This window comes from Streptomyces sp. CA-106110 (assembly GCF_050936285.1).
In the GTDB taxonomy this organism is placed as follows: domain Bacteria; phylum Actinomycetota; class Actinomycetes; order Streptomycetales; family Streptomycetaceae; genus Streptomyces.
In genome coordinates this window covers 5,036,182-5,061,165 of record NZ_JBNJNB010000001.1, presented here as the reverse complement: position 1 = coordinate 5,061,165, position 24,984 = coordinate 5,036,182, and the positions used below count along the sequence as shown (strand labels likewise).

Annotated in this window: 23 protein-coding genes; 16 read left to right on the top strand and 7 right to left on the bottom strand. The window is 70.2% G+C overall.

What is annotated here, in order from left to right; translation table 11 throughout:
* The first annotated feature begins 25 nt into the window (after positions 1 to 25).
* The 5 genes from ACQEXA_RS23210 (at position 26) to ACQEXA_RS23190 (ending at position 5,241) form a co-directional block, all read left to right on the top strand.
* Positions 26 to 2,434 (top strand): MMPL family transporter, encoded by a 2,409-nt coding sequence (locus tag ACQEXA_RS23210; protein WP_433134598.1) that lies wholly within the window; start codon positions 26 to 28, stop codon positions 2,432 to 2,434.
* A gap of 456 nt (positions 2,435 to 2,890) precedes the next feature.
* Positions 2,891 to 3,283 (top strand): TM2 domain-containing protein, encoded by a 393-nt coding sequence (locus tag ACQEXA_RS23205; RefSeq protein WP_432931695.1) that lies wholly within the window; start codon positions 2,891 to 2,893, stop codon positions 3,281 to 3,283.
* Entirely contained in the window at positions 3,276 to 3,683 is a 408-nt protein-coding gene (locus ACQEXA_RS23200; protein ID WP_432931697.1) for a DUF2752 domain-containing protein, read from the top strand. Before ACQEXA_RS23205 ends, ACQEXA_RS23200 begins: the two co-directional genes overlap by 8 nt.
* Positions 3,684 to 3,946: 263 nt before the next feature.
* Positions 3,947 to 4,210 carry a TM2 domain-containing protein gene (locus tag ACQEXA_RS23195; protein WP_359393847.1) on the top strand — a complete coding sequence of 88 codons (264 nt, stop codon included), beginning with the start codon at positions 3,947 to 3,949 and terminating at the stop codon, positions 4,208 to 4,210.
* 182 nt (positions 4,211 to 4,392) lie between these two features.
* Entirely contained in the window at positions 4,393 to 5,241 is an 849-nt protein-coding gene (locus ACQEXA_RS23190) for a hypothetical protein (RefSeq protein ID WP_433130890.1), read from the top strand.
* 103 nt (positions 5,242 to 5,344) lie between these two features.
* Here ACQEXA_RS23190 and ACQEXA_RS23185 read toward each other — a convergent pair whose 3' ends face one another.
* From ACQEXA_RS23185 to ACQEXA_RS23165, 5 genes are all read right to left on the bottom strand, one after another.
* Positions 5,345 to 6,106, bottom strand: coding sequence for a succinate dehydrogenase iron-sulfur subunit (locus ACQEXA_RS23185; RefSeq protein WP_359393843.1), 762 nt, complete (start codon positions 6,104 to 6,106; stop codon positions 5,345 to 5,347).
* Positions 6,106 to 7,860, bottom strand: a complete 1,755-nt coding sequence (sdhA, locus tag ACQEXA_RS23180) for a succinate dehydrogenase flavoprotein subunit (protein ID WP_432931700.1) — start codon at positions 7,858 to 7,860, stop codon at positions 6,106 to 6,108. Before sdhA ends, ACQEXA_RS23185 begins: the two co-directional genes overlap by 1 nt.
* Before the next feature lie 19 nt (positions 7,861 to 7,879).
* Positions 7,880 to 8,362, bottom strand: a complete 483-nt coding sequence (locus ACQEXA_RS23175) for a succinate dehydrogenase hydrophobic membrane anchor subunit (RefSeq protein WP_359393837.1) — start codon at positions 8,360 to 8,362, stop codon at positions 7,880 to 7,882.
* Between the two features lie 5 nt (positions 8,363 to 8,367).
* Positions 8,368 to 8,748, bottom strand: coding sequence for a succinate dehydrogenase, cytochrome b556 subunit (gene sdhC, locus ACQEXA_RS23170; RefSeq protein ID WP_359393834.1), 381 nt, complete (start codon positions 8,746 to 8,748; stop codon positions 8,368 to 8,370).
* Positions 8,749 to 8,915: 167 nt separating this feature from the next.
* Entirely contained in the window at positions 8,916 to 9,395 is a 480-nt protein-coding gene (locus ACQEXA_RS23165) for a 2-oxo-4-hydroxy-4-carboxy-5-ureidoimidazoline decarboxylase (RefSeq protein ID WP_432931703.1), read from the bottom strand.
* A gap of 441 nt (positions 9,396 to 9,836) precedes the next feature.
* On the opposite strand from ACQEXA_RS23165, the gene ACQEXA_RS23160 reads away from it, so the two are divergent.
* The 6 genes from ACQEXA_RS23160 (at position 9,837) to ACQEXA_RS23135 (ending at position 15,733) form a co-directional block, all read left to right on the top strand.
* Entirely contained in the window at positions 9,837 to 11,411 is a 1,575-nt protein-coding gene (locus ACQEXA_RS23160; protein WP_432931705.1) for a beta-N-acetylhexosaminidase, read from the top strand.
* A gap of 163 nt (positions 11,412 to 11,574) precedes the next feature.
* Entirely contained in the window at positions 11,575 to 12,150 is a 576-nt protein-coding gene (locus tag ACQEXA_RS23155; RefSeq protein ID WP_432931707.1) for a hypothetical protein, read from the top strand.
* Positions 12,151 to 12,375: 225 nt separating this feature from the next.
* Positions 12,376 to 12,693, top strand: a complete 318-nt coding sequence (locus ACQEXA_RS23150; RefSeq protein WP_432939478.1) for a hypothetical protein — start codon at positions 12,376 to 12,378, stop codon at positions 12,691 to 12,693.
* A gap of 146 nt (positions 12,694 to 12,839) precedes the next feature.
* Positions 12,840 to 13,499 (top strand): RNA polymerase sigma factor, encoded by a 660-nt coding sequence (locus ACQEXA_RS23145; protein ID WP_432931709.1) that lies wholly within the window; start codon positions 12,840 to 12,842, stop codon positions 13,497 to 13,499.
* Positions 13,500 to 14,000: 501 nt separating this feature from the next.
* On the top strand, positions 14,001 to 14,675 hold the full coding sequence (locus ACQEXA_RS23140; protein WP_432939481.1) for an RNA polymerase sigma factor: 675 nt from the start codon (positions 14,001 to 14,003) through the stop codon (positions 14,673 to 14,675).
* Positions 14,675 to 15,733: a hypothetical protein gene (locus ACQEXA_RS23135; RefSeq protein WP_433130889.1), complete on the top strand. Its 1,059-nt coding sequence runs from the start codon at positions 14,675 to 14,677 to the stop codon at positions 15,731 to 15,733. Before ACQEXA_RS23140 ends, ACQEXA_RS23135 begins: the two co-directional genes overlap by 1 nt.
* A 468-nt stretch (positions 15,734 to 16,201) precedes the next feature.
* Here ACQEXA_RS23135 and ACQEXA_RS23130 read toward each other — a convergent pair whose 3' ends face one another.
* Entirely contained in the window at positions 16,202 to 17,023 is an 822-nt protein-coding gene (locus ACQEXA_RS23130; protein WP_432939484.1) for a L,D-transpeptidase family protein, read from the bottom strand.
* Between the two features lie 246 nt (positions 17,024 to 17,269).
* On the opposite strand from ACQEXA_RS23130, the gene ACQEXA_RS23125 reads away from it, so the two are divergent.
* Genes ACQEXA_RS23125 through leuE form a run of 3 tightly spaced genes read left to right on the top strand, consistent with a single transcriptional unit; the run spans position 17,270 to position 19,717 of the window.
* Complete coding sequence (locus tag ACQEXA_RS23125) at positions 17,270 to 18,850, top strand: acyl-CoA mutase large subunit family protein (RefSeq protein WP_432931713.1); 1,581 nt, start codon at positions 17,270 to 17,272, stop codon at positions 18,848 to 18,850.
* 13 nt (positions 18,851 to 18,863) lie between these two features.
* A complete protein-coding gene (locus tag ACQEXA_RS23120; protein WP_433130887.1) occupies positions 18,864 to 19,004 on the top strand; it encodes a hypothetical protein in 141 nt (46 codons plus the stop codon).
* Positions 19,005 to 19,063: 59 nt separating this feature from the next.
* Entirely contained in the window at positions 19,064 to 19,717 is a 654-nt protein-coding gene (gene leuE, locus ACQEXA_RS23115) for a leucine efflux protein LeuE (RefSeq protein WP_359393819.1), read from the top strand.
* Positions 19,718 to 19,732: 15 nt separating this feature from the next.
* On the opposite strand, the gene ACQEXA_RS23110 is transcribed toward leuE, so the two are convergent.
* Positions 19,733 to 20,890, bottom strand: coding sequence for an acyltransferase family protein (locus ACQEXA_RS23110; protein ID WP_432931716.1), 1,158 nt, complete (start codon positions 20,888 to 20,890; stop codon positions 19,733 to 19,735).
* A gap of 246 nt (positions 20,891 to 21,136) precedes the next feature.
* Here ACQEXA_RS23110 and ACQEXA_RS23105 point away from each other — a divergent pair, with 246 nt between their 5' ends.
* Both ACQEXA_RS23105 and ACQEXA_RS23100 read left to right on the top strand, forming a co-directional pair.
* On the top strand, positions 21,137 to 22,639 hold the full coding sequence (locus ACQEXA_RS23105; RefSeq protein ID WP_432931718.1) for a hypothetical protein: 1,503 nt from the start codon (positions 21,137 to 21,139) through the stop codon (positions 22,637 to 22,639).
* Positions 22,636 to 24,984 carry a glycosyltransferase gene (locus ACQEXA_RS23100; protein ID WP_433130885.1) on the top strand — a complete coding sequence of 783 codons (2,349 nt, stop codon included), beginning with the start codon at positions 22,636 to 22,638 and terminating at the stop codon, positions 24,982 to 24,984. The genes ACQEXA_RS23105 and ACQEXA_RS23100 overlap by 4 nt, the downstream gene beginning before the upstream one ends.

Sequence of the window (24,984 nt, the reverse complement as noted above, 5' to 3'; positions counted from 1 at the left end):
TGAAGGAGCGTAGAGAGTGACGACATTGGCGCGGTGGTGCTATCGACACCGGCTGCTGGTCCTGTTGCTGTGGGTGGTGGCGCTGCTCGGGGTGGGCGCGACCGCGTCCGCCAGGGGTACGGACTACGCGAACGTCTTCTCCCTGCCGAACACGGACTCCAAGACCGCGTACGACCTCATGGCGAAGGCCTTCCCGAAGGCGTCGGGCGACACCGACACGGTGGTGTGGAAGGTCGACGAGGGGTCGGTCAGGGACGAGGCGGTCCGGGCGCGGATCGAACCCGCGCTGGCGAAGATCGCGCGGATGCCGGGGATCGGCGCCGTCGGCAGCCCGTACGCGGGCGCCCATGGCGCGGCGCAGATCAGCGGGGACGGAAAGATCGCGTATGCGCAGCTGACCTTCACCCAGCGGGCGAACGAGGTGCCCACGGAGCTTGTGCAGGACGTCGTCGACACCGCGCAGGGTGCCGAACGCGGCGGGCTCCAGGTCGAGCTGGGCGGCCAGGCGATCACCCGGATCCAGCAGCCGCCCGCCGGACTGTCCGAGTCGGTCGGCATCGTGGCGGCGGCCGTCGTGCTGTTCCTCGCCTTCGGCTCGCTCTTCGCGATGCTGCTCCCGATCGCCGTCGCGGTGTTCGGCGTCGGCATCGGGCTGTTCGGCACCCAGCTGATCAGCCATGTCACGGCCGTGCCCGACATCGCGCCGCTGCTCGCCTCGCTGATCGGCCTCGGCGTCGGCATCGACTACGCCCTGTTCATCGTCACCCGGCACCGGCGCGGCATCCTGCGCGGTCTGGAACCGGAGGAGTCGGCGGTCGTCGCCCTCAACACCTCCGGCCGGGCGGTGCTGTTCGCGGGCGGCACCGTGTGTATCGCGCTCGCCGGGATGCTGGTGACGAACCTGCGCTTCCTGGACGGCGTGGTCATCGGCACCTCGCTCACCGTCGTGCTGAGCGTGCTCGCCGCCGTCACCCTGCTGCCGGCGCTGCTCGGGCTCCTCGGCCCGCGGGTGCTCAGCAGGCGGCAGCGGCGGCGGCTCGAGGCACAGGGGCCGGAGCCGGAGCGGGCGAGTGGTCTCGCGGCGCGTTGGTCGGCCACGGTGCAGAAGCGCCCCCGGACGATCGCCGTGCTCGCGGTGGTGGTCATGACCGTACTCGCGCTGCCCGTGCTCTCGCTGCGGCTGGGAGCCGCCGACCAGGGCAACGACGACGCCTCCACGACGACCCGGAAGGCGTACGACCTGCTCGCCGAGGGCTTCGGGCCCGGCTTCAACGGCCCGCTCCAGGTGGTCTCCGTCGGCGGCGACACGGCCACACTGGTCAAGGGCATCCGCGAGACCCACGGGGTGGCCCGGGTAGCCGCGCTGCCGCCCGCTCAGGGCGTCACCGTCATCCAGGTCGTCCCCACCACCTCACCGCAGTCCGTGCAGACGGACCGACTCATCGACACCCTGCGGGACGAGGTGATCCCGAAGGCCGGGGCACAGGCGCACGTCGGCGGTGTCACGGCGGTCTCGAAGGACTTCGCGTCCGTCACCGGCGACCGTCTGCCGTACTTCATCGCGACCATCATCGGGCTCGGCTTCCTGCTTCTGCTGATCGCCTTCCGCTCGCTCGTGGTACCGCTCACGGCCGGCGTGATGAACCTGATCGCCGCGGCGTCGTCCTTCGGGGTGCTCGTCGCCGTCTTCCAGTGGGGCTGGGGCCTCGACCTGCTGGGCCTCGGCAAGGAGGGCCCGATCCAGGCCTTCCTGCCGATCATCATGCTGTCGCTGCTCTTCGGCCTGTCGATGGACTACCAGGTCTTCCTGGTGAGCCGGATGCACGAGGAGTGGGTGCACACCGAGGACAACGCCCGCGCGGTCCGGGTGGGCCTCGCGGAGACCAGCCGGGTCATCAACTCCGCGGCCCTGATCATGGTCTGTGTCTTCCTCGCCTTCGTGCTCAGCGGCAACTCGGGCGCGGCGATGGCGGGCGTCGGTCTCGCGGCGGCGGTGGCGCTGGACGCGTTCATCCTGCGGACGGCGCTGGTACCGGCGGCGATGCATCTGTTCGGCCGGGCGAACTGGTGGCTGCCCGGGTGGCTGGAGAAGCGGCTGCCGCATCTGGCGGTGGAGCCGCAGGAGGCGGCGGCGGAGGAGGAGACGCCGCAGCCGGGCATCGCGAGCGTGGTGCACGGGTTCGTACGGGACGCGGAGGGCGACCCGGTCGAGGGAGCGGCGGTGACGGTGCTGTCGAAGGGCGGCCGTCAGCTGGACCGGGTCACCTCACTGGCCGACGGCTCGTACATCGTCTCGGTCCCGGCGCCCGGCACCTACATGGTGGCGGCGACGGCGTCCGCGTACGGCTCCCGAGCCCGGCACGTCGTCGTCGGGGAGGAACCGCTGGTGCACGACGTGGAACTGACGGGCCACGAGGTGGACGCCGTCAACTGACCCAGGCCGGGCCGGCTCGAGGACGCGCACGACGTCAGGTACGACTCTGCCGCCCACGGACTCAGGGAGCGTGACGAGCTCCCCGGGGATGTGGGCGGCCTCCCGTGGGCCGGTGGCGAGAGCATCATCGGCGGCAGGCTGGACGGCAGGTGATCCTTTCGGTGGGCTTCACCCGAAAGTGATCACCTGCCCTGCCCTCCGGCCGCCGGATCCGGCAGCATCTTCGTCATCCCCGGCAGGAAGCGGATGCCCAGCCTGTGCAGCTCGTGGACCAGGGCCCGCAGCACCGGAATCCGGCCAGGGCGACGCCCCGCGCGCCGGCCCCTGCCGGGGTGCCCGACGCCGATTCACACGGCCCCGGCTTCTGCACGGCCGGGTGCCTCGTGCATGATGTCCGGCCTCATCATCTTTTCGTGTTTTCGCGGTTCTTCCGCATCGGCCCCAGGAGAAGTCCCCTTGAGCGAGCAGCCGCAGCAGCCGGGTCCTTACGGATCGAATCCCTACGGGCAGGGCCCCGGCGGGTACGGGTATCCCCAGCAGCCGCCCGGGCCGTACGGGTACGCCGCCGGTCCCGTCACGCCGGGGACGTACACCGGTGACCCGAACGCCCCTTACGGCTACGACCCCTTCGGCCGCCCGTACTCCGACAAGTCGAAGATCGTGGCGGGTGTACTGCAGCTCGCCCTCGGCACCCTCGGCGTCGGGCGCTTCTACATCGGCAACGTCGGCATGGGCCTGGCCCAGCTCTTCACCTGCGGTGGCCTCGGCATCTGGGCCCTGATCGACGGCATCATCCTGCTGACGAGCGACAGCCAGACCGACGCCCAGGGCCGGATCCTGCGTGGCTGAGGCCTTGCCGCGCCCGTGGTCCCTGCTCGGGCATCCGGCGGCGGCACCCCTCGCGGTGCTCGCCGCCGGGGCGGCCGGCGCCGGGTACCTCTACGTCACCGATCCGCACCAGCCCGGCCATCTCCTGCCCCAGTGCCCGTTCCGGCTCGTCACCGGCCTGCTCTGCCCCGCCTGCGGCGGCACCCGCATGGTGTACGACCTGATGCACGGTCACTTCGCCGGGGCCTGGGCGGACAACCGGGCCCTGCTGCTCGCCTCGCCCTACGCGCTGGCGCTGTTGGGGCGCTGGATGGTGGAAGGCCTGCGGGGACGTCGCTGGCAGCCGCGGCTGAGCCGCCGGGGACAGACCCTTGTGCTGGTGACCGCCGTGGTGTGGACCGTGGTGCGTAACGTCTTCTGAGCCGTGCACCGGCCGGGCGGCCACGTCGGCTGATGCGACGTGACCAGGCCTGATTTGCAGGGAAGTTGACCGGAATTTGATCACGGAATGGGAACGATCGTTCGATCGCACTCCCGTCCGTCCCGCCCGCCTCCCTAAGCTCGCGGGTCGCAGGGGGGATGGCTGTGCGTGACTTCGTCGTGGGATCCCTCCTGGGCTCATCCAGTCCGGAGCACGTCCGTTCCGGTTCGTGACTCCACACGGCACATCCAGGAGCAACATCCATGACCGTTCCCACCCCTGAGGCCCCCTACGGCGTCGACCCGCTCGGCCGCCCGTACTCCGACAAGTCCAAGATCGTCGCGGGCATCCTGCAGATCTTCCTGGGCGGCTTCGGCGTCGGCCGCTTCTACGTCGGCAGCACCGGCGTGGCGATCGCCCAGCTCTTCACCTGCGGTGGCTTCGGCATCTGGGCGCTGATCGACGGAATCCTGTTCCTCACCAGCAACGACCGCACCGACAAGCAGGGGCGTGTGCTGCGCGGCTGAGCGTGTCGGGACACGCTTCGCGATGCGAGGGCCTGCTCCCCGGGGGCGGGCCCTCGATCCGTGTCCGGATCCGTTGCGGGTGGCGGCTCGTACTGCCGTCCGGTGTGACGGTCATACTGAGAGGACTCAAGACGTGTGACGTGTGATGCCCGTGGGAGCGGGTTCATGGGGGAGGCGGCTTCGTGCGGCGGCTGCTGACGGTCGGTCTCGCCCCGTGCGGGCTCTTCGTCACCTGTGTCTGGGGACTCGTACGCGCCGGCAGCTTCACAGGACCCAGCGACTGGCGGCGCGTGCTTCCGGTGACCGCCGGCGGTCTGACGGCCACGGTGCTGGCCCTCATCGCGTGCGCGGCACTGCTCGCCCTGCTGCTGCAGCCGTTTCAGGTCCGGGCGGTGCGGGTGCTGGAAGGGTACTGGGACCGCTGGCCGGCGACGGCCGGACTGGCCGGGGTGCTGATCGAAGTCCAGCGGCGGCGGTGGGAGGCACTGCGCGAGCGGGCCGAGGGGGCGGCGCGGGACGAGGCCGCCCGCCGGGTGCGCGCGGCCGCCGGACGCCGGCTGGGGGCGCACCCGGCCGCCGATGTCCTGCTGCCCACGTCACTGGGCAACGCGTTGCGTGCCGGCGAGCTCAGCGCCGGTGAGCGCTACGGTCTCTCCACGCTCGCTTCCCGGCCACGTATCTACATGCAGGTCTCGAACCGTATGGTTGACGCCCTTCGCTCGACGAGGGATGCCTTGGACGCGGCGGTCAACCTCTGCTGGAGCTTTCTCGCGGTGGCCGTCATGTCCGGGGTCGCCTTGTACGACGAAGAGGACCGCTGGTGGCTGTGCGGCGGGTCCGTGCTCCTCGCCGTGGTCGCCTACCGGGGCGCGGTGGTCGCCGCGCAGGCCTATGCCGGCCTGATGCATGTGGTGTACGACCTGCACCGGTTCGAACTGCTGGAGGCCCTGCACCATCCGCTGCCGGCCGACCAGGAGTCGGAGCAGGAGATCTTCGCCGAGATCTCGGCGTCGTCCCACGTCGCAGTGTGACCGCGGAAGGAACGGATCGGCAGGAGCGAGAACCCGCCAAAAACGCCCGAGGGCCCTGTTTCCGGAGTGACGGAAACAGGGCCCTGAAGCCGGACCGAGGAGATCAGAAGCGGCGCGTGATCAGCGCTCGCTTCACCTCCTGGATCGCCTTCGTGACCTCGATGCCGCGCGGGCAGGCGTCCGTGCAGTTGAACGTCGTGCGGCAGCGCCACACGCCGTCCTTGTCGTTCAGGACCTCCAGGCGCTGCTCGCCGGCGTCGTCACGCGAGTCGAAGATGAAGCGGTGCGCGTTGACGATGGCCGCCGGGCCGAAGTACTGGCCGTCGTTCCAGAACACCGGGCACGAGGACGTGCAGGCGGCGCACAGGATGCACTTCGTCGTGTCGTCGAAGCGCGCGCGGTCCTCCGGGGACTGCAGACGCTCACGGGTCGGCTCGTTCTTGTCCTTCGAGATCAGGAAGGGCATGACGTCCCGGTACGCCTGGAAGAACGGGTCCATGTCCACGACCAGGTCCTTGAGGACCGTGAGGCCCTTGATGGGCTCGACCGTGATGGGCTTCTCGGGGTTGATGTCCTTGATCAGCGTCTTGCAGGCCAGACGGTTCTTGCCGTTGATCCGCATGGCGTCGGAGCCGCAGATGCCGTGGGCGCAGGAGCGGCGGAACGTCAGCGTGCCGTCCAGATCCCACTTGATCTTGTGCAGACCGTCGAGGACGCGCTCCTTGGGGTCGATCTCCAGCTGGAAGTCTTCCCAGGTCGCCTCCGCCGAGACCTCCGGGTTGAAACGGCGGACCCGGAAGGTGACGGTGATGTACGGAGAGGCCGCGGACTCCGCCTCGACCTTGTCCAGAACAGGGGTAGCCATCAGTACTTACGCTCCATCGGCTGGTAGCGGGTCTGGACGACCGGCTTGTAGTCGAGACGGATGGACTCGGTGCCGTCGGCGCCCACCTCGCGGTACGCCATGGTGTGGCGCATGAAGTTGACGTCGTCGCGGTTGGGGTAGTCCTCGCGGTAGTGACCGCCGCGGGACTCCTTGCGGGCCAGGGCCGACACCGCCATGACCTCGGCGAGCTCCAGCAGGTTGCCCAGCTCGATGGCCTCGAGCAGGTCCGTGTTGAACCGCCTGCCCTTGTCCTGGATCGCTACGTTCTTGTAGCGCTCCCTGAGCTCGGCGATCTTCTCGACGGCCGTCTTGATCGTCTGCTCGGTGCGGAACACCATGACGTTCGCGTCCATGGTCTCCTGCAACTCGCGCCGCAGCTCCGCCACGCGCTCGGTGCCCGTGGACGCGCGCAGCCCCTCGATCTGGTCGATCACGAGCTGCGCGGGGTTCTCCGGCAGTTCCACGTACTCCGCCGCCTCCGCGTACTCGGCGGCGGCGATGCCCGCACGACGCCCGAAGACGTTGATGTCCAGGAGCGAGTTCGTGCCGAGGCGGTTGGCGCCGTGGACGGACACGCAGGCGACCTCGCCGGCCGCGTACAGGCCCGGGACCACCGTGGTGTTGTCCGCGAGGACCTCGCCCTCGACGTTCGTCGGGATGCCGCCCATCGCGTAGTGCGCGGTCGGCTGGATCGGGATCGGGTCCGTGTAGGGCTCGATGCCGAGGTAGGTACGGGCGAACTCGGTGATGTCGGGCAGCTTGGCGTCCAGCTGCTCCGGCGGGAGGTGGGTAAGGTCCAGGTAGACGTGGTCCCCCTCGGGACCGCAGCCCCGGCCCTCGCGGATCTCCGTGTAGATGGAGCGGGAGACGACGTCACGCGACGCCAGGTCCTTCATGACGGGCGCGTACTTCTCCATGAAGCGCTCGCCGTCCTTGTTGCGGAGGATGCCGCCCTCACCGCGCGCACCCTCGGTGAGGAGGATGCCCATGCGCCAGATGCCGGTCGGGTGGAACTGGAAGAACTCCATGTCCTCCAGCGGCAGACCACGGCGGTACACCGCGGCCTGGCCATCACCGGTCAGCGTGTGCGCGTTCGACGTCACCCTGAAGAACTTGCCGGTGCCGCCGGACGCGTAGATCACGGCCTTCGCCTGGAAGATGTGGATCTCACCGGTGGCCAGCTCGTAGGCGACCACACCGGCCGACGACTTGACGCCGTCGACCTCGGTCATCAGCTGGTCCAGGACGTAGAACTCGTTGAAGAACTCCACGCCCTCCTTGACGCAGTTCTGGTACAGCGTCTGGAGGATCATGTGGCCGGTGCGGTCGGCCGCGTAGCAGGAGCGGCGGACCGGGGCCTCGCCGTGGTTGCGGGAGTGACCGCCGAAGCGGCGCTGGTCGATCCGTCCCTGGGGCGTCCGGTTGAACGGCAGGCCCATCTTCTCCAGGTCGAGGACCGCGTCGATGGCCTCCTTCGCCAGGATCTCGGCGGCGTCCTGGTCGACCAGGTAGTCACCGCCCTTGACCGTGTCGAAGGTGTGCCACTCCCAGTTGTCCTCCTCCACGTTGGCCAGCGCGGCGGCCATGCCGCCCTGCGCGGCGCCCGTGTGGGAGCGGGTCGGGTAGAGCTTCGTCAGCACGGCGGTGCGGCTGCGCTTCGTCGCCTCGATGGCGGCGCGCATGCCCGCGCCGCCGGCGCCGACGATGACGGTGTCGTACTTGTGGATCTTCATGATTCTCGCAGCCCCGTGCCTAGCGGATGTTCGGGTCGAAGGTGAAGATCACCAGCGTGCCCAGCAGGATGGTCCACACCGTGGCGGTGTAGAGCAGCGCCTTCAGCCACAGACGCGTGCTCGCCTGCTCGGCGTAGTCGTTGATGACCGTACGCAGGCCGTTGGCACCGTGCAGCATGGCGAGCCACAGCATGGCCAGGTCCCAGACCTGCCACCACGGGGAGGCCCAGCGGCCGGCCACGAAGGCGAAGCCGACCTTGGAGACGCCGCCGTCGAGGACGAGCTGGATCAGCAGGTGGCCGAGGACCAGGACGACCAGGACGATGCCGGACAGGCGCATGAACAGCCAGCCGTACATCTCGAAGTTGCCGCGGGTCGACTTCGGAGTCTTCAGCGTCCGCTTGCGCGGCGCCTCGATGAGCGGCGCCGGGTTGTCGACGTCGTACAGCGTGGCGCCCTCGACGGGGCCGATGCCGGAGGGGGTGGTTTCAGTCGTGGACATGCGCGTCAGCTCCCGAACACTTCACGAGCGGCGTGGCCGAGGACCGGGTAGATGGCCCCGAGCATCAGCACGACCCAGATGCCGACGACGGTCCACAGCATCTGCTTCTGGTAGCGGGGGCCCTGCGACCAGAAGTCGACGGCGATGACACGCAGGCCGTTCAGCGCGTGGAAGAGGATGGCGGCGACGAGGCCGTACTCCAGCACGGCGACGATCGGCGTCTTGTACGTGGCCACGACCTTGTCGTAGGCCTCGGGGGAGACACGGACGAGAGCGGTGTCCAGCACGTGTACGAACAGGAAGAAGAAAATGAGGACGCCGGTGACTCGGTGAGCCACCCAGGACCACATTCCTTCCCGGCCGCGGTACAGCGTTCCAGCCGGCACGGAAGAACCCTCCGGGAGCGGGGACTAGGGCCGCGCCGGCTTCTGTGTCGGTCGGGCCCGGCCGGGTACGGTCCACCGGCCCCCAGCATCGTAGCGACGTGTTGTCGGAACGTTCACGGCGCCCCTGCCGATGTGATCGAACCGGCAATCAATCGAGCACGGACGGGCTATCGGGCGTGCTCGACCACGGGCCGCTCACGGGAGTCCTGGATCAGACGTGCGAGTCGTCCTCGCGCCAGTCGCCGCAGCTCCTCCGCCGCGAGCGGACGCTCTTCTTCCGGATCGTTCGTCAACCGTGACCGGATGGCGGCCAGCACCTGGTCGGCCGCCTCCCCGGGCGTCACGTCGTCCAGGCAGATGACGAACATGTGCCCGAATTTGCTTTCGTATGCCGCGTGCGCCGCGCTCAGGGCGGTACGGGCGGCCGAGTACGCGCCGGCCGGCAGTAGGGTGAGCGACTCGCCCGCCAGGGCCTCGGCGATGTCCGCGGACGTGAGGTCGTAGGCCGCCTCGTCGGCCGCGGCGAGCAGGGAGTCCAGGTCGGGGTAGGGGCGGTGGTCGGCGACGCGGTCGGCCCAGCGCAGGCTCCGGCAGCAGCTGAGCAGGGCACGCCGGACGTCCTCGGCGGGCGCGGAGTTGAACCGCACAAGACCCGTGGGGACCTTGCCGCGGCGTGGCGCCGGGAGGGCGGTGGAGCCGGGGAGGTGCGGGGGACGGTGCGAAGGCAGCGTGGGTCCTCGGCGAGTGGCGGGCGCGGCGTCGGGCGGACGCCACATGCGGGTCGGCAGGGGAGTGTGCGGGAAACCGGCGCCACGTTATCCGCGGCGGTCGGGTGCCCGTCCAGGCGCTGCCCGGAAATCACCCGGATGGGAGAGTCCCGGTGCGTCCAGTGGACAGGTGGGGCGGGCGGGGGTCGTAGGTTCGGAAGGGGACAGGCGCGTGGAGGTGGACGACGTGCGGTGGAAAGCCGGACCGATACGGACGTGCGGGGTGCGTCGGGCGCCGCACCGGCGCATGCGCACGACGGGGCCTGATACGGGTGTGGAGCGAGGTGTGCTGCGGTGACCGGCCGGAGACGACGGGTTCCTGTGAAGGAGACGCACCGAAAGCGCAACGGGTTGCTTGTGGGCGGCGGAATCGTCGTGGCGGGCGCCGTCGCCGCGGCCGTGGCGTTCTGGCCCTCCGGCGGCGGCCCGTCCGTCAGCCCGCCGGGCGGCGCCAGGACTCCGTCACCGACGGCCACCTATCCGCTGTCCCAGGCGCCTGCCACGATCCCCGCCGTCCGCGAGCACACCCCCGCCCACGGTCCGGGCTGGCGGCCCGCCTCCGGCGCACGCGTGGTGATCGACAACGCGCCGCTCGCCGACGAGGGGCAGCTGCTGGCCGGTGAGCTCGGCATGACGTACGCGGGGCAGACCGGGGCCCGCGACGGCGACGTGGAACTGGGCCTGAGCGGGAGCGGTGACCAGGAGTCGTACACGCTGACCGTCCAGAACCGGCGGGTGCGGATCACCGGTCCGGGCGAGGCCGGCGTCTTCTACGGCACCCGCACCCTCAAGCAGGAGGTGCACGGCGGCGGGACGGCCCCCGAGGGCGTCGTCAAGGACGCGCCCGCCAAGCCGCGCCGCGGGTTCATGATCGACATCGCCCGCAAGTTCTACACGGCGAGCTGGATCGAGGACCGCATCCGGGAACTGGGCGATCTGAAGTACAACGAGCTCGGCCTGCACTTCTCCGACGACCAGGGCTTCCGTATCGAGTCCTCCTCGCATCCGGAGATCGTGTCCCGGGAGCACCTCACCAAGGCCGAGGTCAAGGCGATCGTGGACCTCGCCGCCAGCCGGCACATCGCCATCGTTCCCGAGATCGACTCGCCCGGGCATCTGGGCGCGGTCATCGACGCGCACCCCGAACTGCAGCTGCGCAGTGTCTACGGCACCGCGCCACGCGGCACGCTCGACATCTCCAAGCCGGAGTCCGCGAAGATCGTGGACGACCTCCTCAACGAGTTCGCCGGGGTGTTCCCGGGCGCGTACTGGCATCTGGGCGGTGACGAGTACCAGGCGCTGACGGTGGCGAATCCGGCCGCGTCCTACCCTCAGCTCGCCGCCGCGGCGCGGGCGAAGTACGGGCCGAACGCGGGCATCACCGACCTCGCGACCGGCTGGCTGAACGACCGCGCGAACGTGATGCGCGGGCACGGCCGGACGATGCGTGCCTGGAACGACGGCTTCTACCGGACCGCCTCGGTGCAGCCCGCCAAGGATCTCGAGGCCGCGTACTGGACCGGCAAGGAGATCGGCGCCCGGCAGCCCGACGGCTACCTGGCCGGGGGACGCAAGGTGATCAACTACAACGACGAGTACCTCTACTACGTGCTCGGCCAGCCGCAGACCTTCGTCTACCCGACCGGCCGGCGGATCTACGAGCAGTGGAACCCGCGCGTGCTGCGGGGCAGTACGGCGGTGTCCTCCACGTACGACGGGCAGATCCTCGGCGGGGTGTTCGCGGTGTGGAGCGACCGCGCGTACGCGCAGACCCAGGACCAGGTGGCGGCGGGGATCCATATGCCGCTGCGGGCGACCATCCAGAAGCTCTGGGACCCGAGGACGCCGGCGCTGTCCTGGACGCAGTTTCAGCAACTGGTGAACCGCCTCGGCTGAGACCTCCGCCGCGGAGCCGCAGGTGGCCGAAAACCCCTTCCTCGAACTCCCGGACGACTGGGCGTGGTGCCCCGGTGACACTCCCGGTAGGTTGCACGCAGTAAGGGGAAGTGCGGGATCCGTAGACGTGAAACGCCCCCACGCGGCGTTCCGAGGAGGCGTGATGAGCCTGGTTGACCTGATCGAACAGGCCGACGAGCGAGCACTCGCGGCGAGCGGTCTGGCTTGTTTGGATCGCTGTGTCCCGCTGCTCGGAGGCGACGACGAGGTCCTGCGCCCGCTCTGGGCGAGCCTCGTCGAGGGCCATGACTGGGAGGAGCGGCTCGCCAAGGCGCGCGCCGGACTCGGGATCGAGGAGGAGACCGGGGACGAGGCGGACTGCGCCTCGGAGGCCGAGGCCGCGCAGCTCGCCCGCGGCATGCTGGCGGCGGTCCCCGCGGAGGTGTCCGTGGACGCCCTGCGTCAGTGGGCCGACGCCTGCTCGATCGCCGCGCTGCGGATACACCGGCTGCTGGACCCCGCCGCTGACGACGGCGAGTTCTCGGTGGCGGCCTGCCGAGAGGGCCGCACGGACGGGGTGCCGCCGCTGGTCGCCGCCGAACTGCGGCGCCAGGTCGCCGTACTGGAGCTGGTCACCGGCCACGGGGCAGGCGGACTGCGCCGGGCCCTGGACGTGTCGACCGAGGGGCGCCGGGTGCTGCGGGCCGTGGTGTCCCGGCGCGCACGAGGCCGCTCGTAACCCCGGGAAACGCTCCCCCACCTGGGTCAACCCCCTTCAGTGCAAGGATCCTGTGTCCGTCCTGTGGTTCGTTGCGGCGGTCCTGCACCGGTGTCGGGGACCCCCTCCGGACGGCGTGACACCCGGAGGCCGGGCCACGCTCTCCTGGTTGTGAACGCAACTCAGCTGACCAGGCCTCACGCCGCGAACAAGCCCGTGCGCTGGGCCGCCGACGTCGTCACGACCATGCGCGAGGGTGCCCGGCTGCGGCTCGACTACTCCGCGCAGAGCCTGTGGCGGGTGGACCGGACGATCGAGGACATACGCCGGCAGCGCGCGCCGTACGCCGCCGTGGAGACGGTGCTGCGCGGATTCGGCGCGTACGCGGGCGAAGTGGTGATCCGGCTGACCGGCGGCGAGTGGTGGACGGCCGGCAGCGACCACTGGGTGCGCACGCCCGACGGCCGCCTCTGGGACCCCGTCGACGAGGCCCGCCGCTGCTACCACGGCGACGGTTCGCTGCGACTGCTGTGCCGGGACGCCACGGGCACGGCCGGGCCCTGACGGACACCGGACGGCGCGGCGGGCCAGGCTTCTTGACGGGCAGTGACATTTCCGTGGACGCCGACGCTGATGACCTTGGGCGTGGGCACGACCGGTGTGTCGTACGCGTGGGGATGCGGGACCACTCGCCACGAACGAGGACAGCGTTGGGCCAGGCAGGGGAACCCCGCCGCGCACAGCAGCGGGACGGAGAGCTGGGGACGGCCGTCGTACGGGCCCAGCAGGGGGACGAGACCGCCTTCGCGGTCGCCTACCGGATCGTGCAACCGGGGCTGCTCGGATATCTGCGCGGGCTCGTCGGCGACGACGCGGAGGACGTGGCGTCCGACGCCTGGCTGGAGATCGCCCGCGACCTGCGGCGGTTCCGGGGCGACGGCGCCGGCTTCCGCGGCTGGACCGCGACCGTCGCCCGGCACCGCGCACTCGGCCATCTGCGCCACCGGCGCGTCCGCCCCAGTTCCACGGCGCCCGACAGCGACGTACTCGAACCGGCCGGCCGCCACGACACCCACGATCAGGCCCTGGAGTCCCTGTCCGCCGAGCGCACCGTGGAGCTCGTCTCGCGGTTGCCCCGCGACCAGGCCGAGGCCGTGCTGCTGCGCGTGGTCGCCGGCCTCGACGCGCCCGCGGCCGCCCGTGTCCTCGGCAAGCGCACCGGAGCGGTCCGCACCGCCGCCCACCGGGGTCTGAAGCGTCTCGCCCGCGAGCTCGGCGCGCCCCGGCGTGACACAAGACCGGAGGACTGCCCCGCAACGCCGGGGGAGTCGGACGAGCGCGGGAAGTCCGTCAAGTCGGCCGGGATGTAGGCGAAGCCGATACCGGGTGGGCCGCGAAGACGTCCGGGAACTCCGTATCCGCGGACGGTAAGTAAGAAGGACACGCGGTAAGAAGGCGGAGAGAAAGCGCGCGCTGTCCGTGTCGGTTCTTCCGGGGCGGGGGATCCGTCCAACCGGGGTCCGCGGAACGGCCGATGGCAACGGCCGGGGCCGCCACCCCCCACAGGAGAGGCCCCGGCCGTCGCGCGGCACGGGCCGCGCGGCGGCCCGTACTCACTACAGCGCCGTGGATGCGTTTTCTGTCACACCTCACCGCGTCACGAGTTGGTTGCACGTTGTACTGTCGTGGACGTAGCGCGGTTTCAGGCCGTAACGTGCCTTTCGCGCCGACCGCGGACGATCAGCAATACGGGTGATACAACCGCCGCAGACCACGAGCGGGCCACACCACAGGCCACGATGAGAATCACGACGGCGAGATCCGGCACGCCACAGCAGTGTCGGCTCAAGCGCACAGAGGGGCAGTTCGGGTTGCTGGGGGACGACGCGGAGCTGACGGCCGCGGTGCTTGCGGCACAAGACGGGGACGAGACCGCGTTCCGGACTGTGTACCGAGCGGTGCACCCGAGGCTGCTCGGATATGTGCGGACGCTGGTCGGCGACCCGGACGCGGAGGACGTCACCTCCGAAGCATGGCTGCAGATCGCCCGTGACCTCGAGCGGTTCAGCGGTGACGCCGACCGGTTCCGCGGCTGGGCGGCCCGGATAGCCCGCAACCGCGCACTCGACCACATACGCATGCGCGGACGTCGGCCCGCGATCGGCGGCGACGAGACCGAACTGAGCGGGAAGGCCGCCGAGTCGGACACGGCCGGCGAGGCGATCGAGTCCCTCGCCACGGGACGCACCCTCTCCCTGATCGCCCAGCTCCCGCAGGACCAGGCGGAGGCCGTCGTGCTGCGCGTCGTCGTGGGCCTCGACGCCAAGACCGCCGCCGACACGCTCGGCAAGCGGCCCGGGGCCGTGCGCACGGCGGCGCACCGTGGCCTCAAACGGCTCGCGGAGCTGATCGATGCGGGCGCGGAGACCGATCCGGAATCCGCCGGCGCGCTCGGCGCCCTGCTTTCCCAGCGAGACATGCACAGGCGCACGGTGTCGTCCGCCGGTGTGACGCATACGCGTTCGCGGACGCAGAAGGACATGTGATGGCCGACGAGCAGTACAAGTGGCTGGACGGTGACGCGGCTGAGCGTCTGCTCCGTGGAGAGCCGCTGGACGCTGTCGACGACGACACCCGCGCACACGCCGACAGGCTCGCGGAGGCCCTTGCCGCACTCGCCGCGGCACCCCTGTCGACCGGCGCCGAACTCCCGGGCGAGGCCGAGGCGCTGGCCGCCTTCCGGACCGCGCGCACGGCCCGCGACGGCGAGCGGACGGCGCCCGGCCGGCCCCTGCATCGGCAGCCCGCGGCCCACTCCCTGGACGCCCGCCTGGTCCGCCTCGGCCGTCCGGCCACCGGTGGCCGTAAGGTCCGCTGGGGGCGGCCGGTGCCGTTCGGTCTCGCCGCGGCGGTGGCCGCAGCAATGATCGGCGGCGTCGCGGTGGCGGCCGGAACCGGAATTCTGCGGACGCCCTTCGGCGATGAACCGGGCCCCGCCGCGTCCGTGTCGACCGCCGTGAACTCCCAGCAGCCGCTGCTCACGCCGACGCCCAGCGGCTCGGAGACCGACGGCTCCCCTTCGGTGACACCCGGTGGTACGAGCGGCGCGCCCACGCAGGGCGACTCCTCGCACGACGAGGCGAACGCCGGTTCCCCCCCGAGCCACCGGATCGGCCCCACCGACAACGGCACCGACGGCCGCAACGAGGAATGGTGGACGAGGATGCGCTCCTCCTGCCGTGACCTGGTCAACGGCAGGGACCTCGGCACCCGGCGACTGCGCGGCCTGGAGGACGCGGCCGGCGGCAGCGGGCGGGTGAAGGAGTTCTGCACGGGCGTCCTGGGCCGGGGTGAGGACGGTACGCACCACGGCGGCGAGGACGCGGGCACGGACGGCAACGGCAGCAGCGGCAAGGACGGCGGCGACGGCGACCAGGGCGGCAGCGCAGGTGACGGCGAGGGCCACATATGGCCGGGCGGTAACAGCCTCGTCGCTCCGCCGACGGCCAAGTCCGGCGCCCCGGCCTCCGTCCTCCCGGACAAGACGGCGTCCGTGTCCCCGAGCCCGACGTACAGCGCGCTGAGCCCGTCCGACGGGCAGTGACCCACGGGTAGCCGAGCCGTCGCTCGCCTGTCCGGCCGAGGTGGCTGCCCATCGGCCGCCTTGCCCCGCACCGCTCCTCCGACGGCCCTCTGTCCGGCCCGCCTACCGGCTCGTACCCGTCGCGTATCTTCCCGGCCGCCGACCCGTCGGCCCCCCGTCCGGCGCACCCACTCTCCGCCGGACCAAGACCGCCGATCCATCGGCCGCAGGGTTCGCCGACACTCGCCGCGAAACGGAACTGATCCCTCCCGCAGCCGTCTGACCTGCGGATTCGTAGAGCTTTCAATTTTCTTCGGGGAGGGTGTGACACTTTCGGCCCCTGTGGCGCAGTACTGAGTGAGCCGACTGGTCATCGGCTGTAGCACAGAGCCGGGGTTCCCCCCGTACCCACGGCTCGGTGCACCCTGGCGCGGGCGGGACACGTTCCCCCGGTCCCGCCCGCGCCCCGCACAGCCCGCGCCGCTCTTCTCACCAGTAGACGACGACCTTGTCGCCGTTCCGCACCTGGGAGAACAGCGCAGAGATCGCGGCCTCGTCCCGTACGTTCACGCATCCGTGGGAACCTCCGGCGTATCCGCGCGCCGCGAAGTCGTACGAGTAGTGCACCGCCTGGCCGCCGCTGAAGAACATCGCGTACGGCATGGGTGAGTGGTAGAGCGTGGACACGTGGTGGCGCGACTTCCAGTAGATGTGGAACACGCCCTCCCGGGTGGGCGTGTACTGGGCGCCGAACCGGACCGACATCGTCGAGACCGTCCGCCCGTCGATCATCCAGCGCAGCGTCCGGCTGGTCTTGCTGATGCACAGCACCCGGCCCGTCATGCAGCGCGGGTCCGGGGAGGCGGCCGGCTGGCCGCCCATCAGGTACAGCTCCCACTTGCCGGGCTCGTGCGTCATCCCCAGCAGTCGCCGCCAGGTGACGGAGTCGACCCGGCCCGTCCGGGGCAGTCCGCGTTTGCCCTGGAACCCCTTGACGGCGTCCTCGGTCAGATCGTCGTACGTTCCCGTCGGGCCGTCGAACAGCCAGTCGACCTGGCGGAGCCGGGCCTGCAGCTCGCGCACGCCGGGGCCGGAGTCGTCACGCTCCCACAGGACGGCCCCGGAGGTGGCCTTCGGGGCGGGCGTCGTGCCCGGCGTGCCGCTTCGGGACGGCGCCCGGGGGATCTCGATGTGTACGGGTGAACGGTGCTTGCCGTCCGTCCCGTTCGCGTCCACAGGCTGCACCGTGCAGCCCGTGATCGCGGCCAGTACGGTGGCCACGGCGGCTGCCGCGGCCTGCGATCTGCCCATGTCCTTGGTACGCATCCGGGCCCCTGTCGTCTCACCGGCCCTCGTGGTCCGGTCGTGTCCCCTCAGATGCTCCCCATGCGTGACCGCCGGCGAACTACGCTGCATGGTTGTGAGCAAGGTCCCAGCGGGCGGCACTCCACCGGGCGCACGGCCGCCGCTACAGTCCGTCGCGAGGGTCGTCTGTACTGGCGAGTAACCGAGCCAGGCCACCAAGCCGAGTAACAGAGCAACGCGGAGGCACACACCATGGCGCGCGAGTCGGAGTCCGGACTGCCCATCGAGCCGGTGTACGGGCCGGCAGCCCTCGAGGGCTGGGACCCGGCCGGGAAACTGGGCGAGCCCGGGGCGTACCCGTTCACCCGTGGCGTGTACCCGTCGATGTACACGGGCCGTCCCTGGACGATGCGTCAGTACGCCGGTTTCGGCACGGCGACGGAGTCCAACGCGCGCTACAAGCAGCTGATCGCGAACGGCACGATGGGCCTGTCGGTCGCCTTCGACCTGCCCACCCAGATGGGCCACGACTCCGACGCCCCGATCGCGCACGGCGAGGTCGGCAAGGTGGGCGTCGCGATCGACTCGGTCGACGACATGCGGGTGCTGTTCGGCGGGATCCCGCTGGACAAGGTGTCCACGTCCATGACGATCAACGCACCGGCGGCACTGCTGCTGCTCCTGTACCAGCTCGTCGCGGAGGAGCAGGGTGTCTCCGCCGACAAGCTGACGGGCACCATCCAGAACGACGTGCTCAAGGAGTACATCGCGCGCGGGACGTACATCTTCCCGCCCAAGCCGTCGCTGCGCCTCATCGCGGACATCTTCAAGTACTGCAAGGCCGAGATCCCGAAGTGGAACACGATCTCGATCTCCGGCTACCACATGGCCGAGGCGGGCGCCTCTCCCTCGCAGGAGATCGCGTTCACACTGGCGGACGGCATCGAGTACGTCCGCACCGCGGTCGCCGCGGGCATGGACGTGGACGACTTCGCACCGCGGCTGTCCTTCTTCTTCGTGGCGCGCACGACGATCCTGGAAGAGGTCGCCAAGTTCCGCGCGGCCCGCCGGATCTGGGCGCGCGTCATGAAGGAGGAGTTCGGGGCGAAGAACCCGAAGTCGATGATGCTGCGCTTCCACACCCAGACGGCGGGTGTCCAGCTGACGGCGCAGCAGCCCGAGGTGAACCTGGTCCGGGTCGCCGTCCAGGGTCTGGCCGCGGTCCTCGGCGGCACCCAGTCGCTGCACACCAACTCCTTCGACGAGGCCATCGCGCTGCCGACGGACAAGAGCGCGCGGCTGGCCCTGCGCACCCAGCAGGTGCTCGCCTACGAGACGGACGTCACGGCGACGGTCGACCCCTTCGCGGGCAGCTACGTGATCGAGAAGATGACCGACGAGGTCGAGGCCGCGACGCTGGAGCTGATGCGGAAGGTCGAGGACCTCGGCGGCGCGGTGTCGGCGATCGAGCACGGCTTCCAGAAGAACGAGATCGAGCGCAACGCCTACCGCATCGCGCAGGAGACGGACGCCGCCGAGCGGGTCGTCGTCGGCGTCAACCGGTTCCAGCTGGACGAGGAGGAGCCGTACGAGCCGCTGCGGGTCGACCCGGCCATCGAGGCCCAGCAGGCGGAGCGCCTCGCCAAGCTGCGCGCCGAGCGCGACCAGTCGGCGGTGGACTTGGCACTGGAGGCCCTGAAGAAGGCCGCCCAGGGCGAGGACAACGTGCTGTACCCGATGAAGGACGCCCTCAAGGCCCGCGCCACGGTGGGCGAGGTGTGCAACGCGCTGCGCGAGGTGTGGGGGACGTACGTGCCCTCGGACGTCTTCTGACCTGGGCAACTTCGTGCTTCTCTACACCGACCCGGTCGACGGCAACTACCCGGCCCCGCTTGGCTTCAAGCGGGGCCAGAGTGTGGCCGTGCCGGAGAGCGTCGGCGTTCGTGCCGAACTCGCCGTCGACACCCTCCTCGATGGCGACGGCTGACCGTCTCACCCCCCGAAACCCGGACCGGAGTGTCGTATCCCCGTGCGACACTCCTTTCCATGTTCGGTGTCATCGACCTCCCCACCTATTTGGCAGGACTCGTCCTGATCGTGCTCCTGCCCGGTCCCAACTCCCTGTACGTCCTGTCCGTTGCCGCCCGGCGCGGGGTGCGGGCGGGGTACACCGCGGCGGCCGGTGTCTGGTGCGGGGACACCGTGCTGATGACACTGTCCGCGGCCGGCGTCGCCTCCCTGCTCCAGGCGAACGCGGTGCTGTTCGGCATCGTGAAGTACGCGGGCGCCGGCTATCTGACGTGGCTCGCGATCGGGATGCTGCGGGCCGCCTGGGGGATGTGGCGGACGCGGCGGGAGAAGACCGTGGAGGACGTCCCGGCCCCCGCCGGGCCCGCCGGGGAGCGGCCCTACCGCCGCGCGCTGGTCGTCAGCCTGTTCAACCCCAAGGCGATCCTGTTCTTCGTCGCCTTCTTCGTGCAGTTCGTCGACCCCGGGTATGCATACCCGGCGCTGTCCTTCGTCGTGCTCGGCGCCTTCGCGCAGCTCGCCAGCGTGCTCTACCTCAGCGCACTGATATTCAGCGGCACCCGCCTGGCCGAGGCCTTCCGCCGCCGCAAGCGGCTGTCGGCAGGGGCCACCTCGGCCGCGGGCGCGCTGTTCCTGGGGTTCGCCGTCAAGCTGTCCCTCGCCAGCGCCTGACGGCCCCCCGTCCGGCTACAGCAGGGGCTTCGAGAGGGCGGTGCGCAGCTTCGGGGTCAGCCACTCCTCCACACACCGGTTCAGCAGCCACGCCAGCACCAGCATCGAGGCGATGGTCAGCGCGAAGGTGCCCCACGGCGGGATGTGCAGCCCCCGGTGCAGTTCCTTGATGACGACCCATCCGAGATGCTCGTGGACGAGGTAGAACGGGTACGTCAGTGCGCCGGCGACGGTCAGCCAGCGCCAGTTGGCCCAGCTGAGCCAGCCCAGCGCGATCACGGTGACCGCGAGGAAGCCGAAGGTGACGACCGCGATGATGCCGTAGGCGCTGCGGTAGGAGAACTCGTGCGCGTTGTGGTGGTGCCACAGGCTCTGCACCGCGTAGTGCTGGCCGATCAGCCAGTTCACGGCCACGATGCCCCAGGCGTACGCGTCCTTGCGGTTCCGGTACACCAGGTACAGGCCGACACCGCCGACGAAGAACGGCGCGTACTCGGGCATCAGGACGACCTCGAGCAGCGGGTTCTTGGAGGCGTGCGTGATCGCCGCCGCCAGCGTCCAGCCGGCACAGAACATGATCACCCGCCGGCGGTTCGCGCCGGGCAGCACGATACACAGGGCAAAAAGGGCATAGAACCGAATTTCCGCCCAAAGTGTCCAACACACGCCCAGCACACGCTGGGCGCCCAGGGGCTGCTGGAGCATCGTCAGGTTCACCAGCGCGTCACTTGGTGAGACGGTCTTGTAGACGACCATCGGCAGGGCGAACACCGCGGTCACGATGATCACCGCCGCCCAGTAGGCGGGCAGCAGGCGCGCGGCGCGCGATGCGAAGAACGAGCGGAGCGGCCGCCCCCAGCCGCTCATGCAGATGACGAAGCCGCTGATGATGAAGAAGACCTGGACTCCGAGGCAGCCGTAGGCGAACCATGAGTGCAGTGTCGGGAACAGCGTCTTCGCCGACTTCCCCCAGGCGGTGGTGACGTCGCCGCCGCGGCCGCCGTAGTGGTAGAGCGCCACCATCAGTGCCGCCACGAGTCGCAGCCCGTCGAGGGCGCGCAGCCGGCCACCCGAGGACTTCGCCCGCGGAGGAGCGGCTGGAGCACTCTGGTCCGGAATGGCCGCGGCCTTGGCGGGCTGCGGCTTGGCTGTACTCACGACCGTTTCGGTCACGCTGGTCCCCCTCGTGCGCGGGTCTGTTTTGCGTACTCCTGACCGAATGCGCCCAGGTCGGAGAAGAGGCGTGTATGAGCACCCTAAGACGTCCCCCTGAGTACTCATGTTCGGTGAGATCGCCATTTGCCTGTCGGCCCCTGTCGGTTAACCGGGACGTCGTATTGGTTCCTTACTGTTCTTCAACCTTCCCCCCAGGCCTTGCCGATTCCATGCGGCTTTCACACCTTGCAGAGCAGGAGCACCATGACGAGGGTTCGCAGTAGATGGTCACTTTCCCGGCCCGGGGGACCGGTCTCGGCAGCGGCGGACGCCGGACCGCCGAGCGCCGAGGTCACGCCGACCGAGCTCGAGGACTGTCTGCGCGCATGCGCCGTGCACAGCGGCAAGGTCGTCGGAAGCCTCGACCCGCGGCGTGCGGCTCTGGCTGAACAGCTGCGCCAGCTGCTCGCCGCATGGGCCGGACAGCAGCAGCCGGCGGCGGCCCCGACGGGCAATCTGCTCCGCCGCGGCGCGAAGGCGGCCACCGGCGGAGGTGTCGGCAACGAGCTGCTCGACGCGCTCCTCGCCGTCGGCAACAAGGCGCTGGACTGCGGCTACGACGACGAGCTGAACCTGACTCTGCTGATCACCGACGCCGTTCTTACCCTGCGTAAGAACTCCCGCGCCGGCTGGCGGCTGCGCGGGCGGCTGCTGGAGGCCATGGGCCTGCCGACCGCCGCGGTCGAGGCGTACGAGCGCTACCTGGACCTCACCAGCGAGGACGGATTCGGCGTCCGCGCCCGGGTCACCGGCATCCGGACGGCCCAGGAGCAGCGCGGGGAACTGCTCTCCGTGCTCCGCCGGGACGTCCCGGCCGCCGCCTCCTTCACCGAGCGGCCCCCGACCGAGGCGTGGTCCGAAGGCCTCCAGGCGCACGCCGACGGCGACTGGGACGGAGCGCAGGCCCGCCTGGTGGGAGCGCTCCTGACCATGGACCGCATCGAGGCGCCCGAGCAGGACTTCCAGGAGGCGCTCAGCCAGTACCTGGACCTGGCCACCGCCGGCCACGGCCGTCCCACCCCCGGGTTCATCGAGACCGTCGCGCTCTTCGCCGAGCAGCGCCGCAACCGGATGCGCGGTCCCCTGGAGGACCCGCTGTTCGGCGGTGTGCAGTGGCTCACCCTGGGCGAGTTCCGCAACCAGATCGCCGGGAAGTCCATCTGCCTGATCGCCAACTCGGGCAAGGTCGGGTCGAGTTCCATGGGTTCCGAGATCGACGGCTACGACCTCGTCGTACGCTTCAACTCGTACAAGCTCGACCCCGTCCACACCGGTAAGCGGACCGACATCCATGTCACCATCCACAAGCACGGCTTCAACTGGGACCAGCCGGTGACCACCCGCCTCGTCTTCGGCGGGCTCTCCGGGGACTGGAAGTACTCCCTGCGCAACCGGCTGGTGCCGGGCGCGCAGCAGTACCTCGGTGACGAGACGCTGCGCTGGCCCGTCCGCAACATCGGCAACATCGGCTCCGATGTGTGGCCCGGGATCCCCACGAGCGGCTTCAACATGCTGTGGCTGCTCGACTTCCTCGACGTCAGCCCCACCCTGGACCTGATCGGCTTCGACTTCTACGAGAGCGGCGCCTATCGCATCGACGCCGCGATGAAAATGCCCATCACGTCCGTCCACGAATACACCAGTGAGAAGGCGTGGGTCATGGAACGGGCCCAGAGCGTCTCCGGCATGAGGATCTCCCTGCGATGACCACCATCCCCACCTCCGGCTCCGTCGCCGCCGCGGCCCGGACGTCGGCACCCGACGCGGGCTCCGCCCGGGCGCTCACCGGCAAGCGCCGTATCGCCTTCGCCAGCTTCGTGGACGAGAACTACCTTCCCGGGTTCCTCGCCCTGCTGCGCTCCCTGGCGCTGTCCAACCCGGACGTGTGCGAGGACTTCATCGTCCTGCACGACGACCTGCGCCCCTCGTCCATAGCCCGGATACGCGCCCTGCACCCGCGGATCGTGCTGCGCCGGGTGGACGCCGACCACTACGACTCGTACGTCAAGGGCGACCAGGACAACTACCTGGTGCGCAAGGCGTACTTCATCCTCGACATCTTCCGCATCCGTGATTACGACACCGTGATCACCCTGGACACCGACATGGTGGTCCTCGGATCGCTGAACGAACTGCTCTCGCTGCGCGAGGGACTGGCGGCCGTGCCGCAGTTCTTCTACGGCCAGCACAAGCTCAACAGCGGGCTCCTGGTCATCCAGAAGGAATACCTCAGCGACGAGTTCTGCGCGAAGATCGACAAGGTCGGCCGCGCGGGCGCCTACGAGCTGGACAAGCACGACCAGGGCATCCTGAACGCCGTGCTCGACGGCGACTTCGTCCGCCTCGACCCGAAGTACAACTTCGTCAAGCGCCGGCTGTCCGGGAACCTGCCGGTGCCTGACGACACGACCATCCTGCACTTCACCGGACGGCACAAGCCGTGGCAGGGCGGCGAGGCCGGCTACGAGCTCGCGCAGGAGCGCTGGCGCGAGTTCGACATCGACGACACCGAGCTGCACGCCGCCTACGTCGCCCTGAACGGGGCCCTCCACCACGACCTGCTCGTGCACTTCGGTATGCCGCACGTGGAGCGCACCGGTGACGTCGACGTCGCACGCCGCGTCGCCCTCGCCCACATCGGTGCGGGCGACTACCAGGCCGCCGTCGACATCATGGAGCGGGTGCACATCCCCGTCGACGAGGCCTGGCCGCACGAGGTCTACGGGCACGCCCTGATGAGCGTCTCCCGCTACGAGGAGGCCCGGACCCAGCTGCTGCTGGCCACCGCCGCGCCCAACCGCGCCGCGACCGCCTTCTCCCGGCTCGCCCAGATCGCCTGGGTGCACGGCCAGGACGACGCCGCACGCCAGTACGCGCTGTCCGGGCTCTCCGTCGACCCGACCCACCGCGCCAACCGCATCTGGAACCAGCGCACCACCGGCGTCCCCGCCCAGCAGCAGGGCAGCCCCGAGGACCAGCTGGCGCACGTCGCCTTCTACATGGACCGCCAGGGCAACGCGGGTGACAAGCTCCTGCCGGAGAGCGTCCGTCTCGCCTTCGGACCCGACACCACCGGCCGCCGCTGGCACTCGGTCCACGCCCACCGGCTGTTCGACGAGCCGGCCCTCGAGCGCGTCAACGCCCGCAAGGGCCTGGTCATCGGCGGCGGCGGCCTGTTCATCCCGGACACCATGCCCAACGGCAACAGCGCCTGGCAGTGGAACGTCCCGGACGAGCTGCTGAACCGCATCGACGTACCCATCGCGGTGTTCGCCGTCGGGTTCAACGCCTTCGACGGCCAGTCCTACCGCGCCGAACGGTTCCGCACCTCGCTGCGCATGCTCGTGGAGCGGTCGGCCTTCTTCGGCCTGCGCAACCACGGCTCGATCGAGAAGGTGCGCGCCATGCTCCCCGCGCACCTGCACGACAAGGTGCGCTTCCAGCCGTGCCCCACCACGGTCACGCGACAGATCGTCGCGGGCTGGCAGGACCCGGCCAGGCGTGACGACACCATCCTGATCAACGCCGCCTACGACCGCGCCGGGCTGCGCTTCGGCCACGACTACGCCTACTTCCTGGTGCAGATGGCCAAGGCGGTCAAGGGCCTCGGCGAGCTCGCCGAGGTGCAGTGCGTGGCGCACTCGCTGGACGACGAGAAGATCGCCTTCGACCTGCGCCGCGAGCACGGCATCTCGATGCCCGTCATCCCGATGTACAACTTCGAGAACGACGAGATCCGCGACCTGTACGCCCGCACCAAGCTGGTGATCGGCATGCGCGGGCACGCCGGCATGATCCCGTTCGGCTGCGGCACGCCCATCATCAGCCTCATCTCGCACCCGAAGATGGCGTACTTCCTGAGCGACATCGAGCGGCCCGAGTGGGGCGTGTCCGTGCACGACCGCAACCTCGGGGCGCTGCTCGTCGAGCGCGCCCGGGACCTGCTCGCCGACCACGCCGCGACCGTGGCCGACGTGCACGGCCGCCAGCAGGAGCTCTGGAAGGTCACCGAGGCCAACGCCGCCGACCTCAGCAAGATCCTGGGCGGCTGA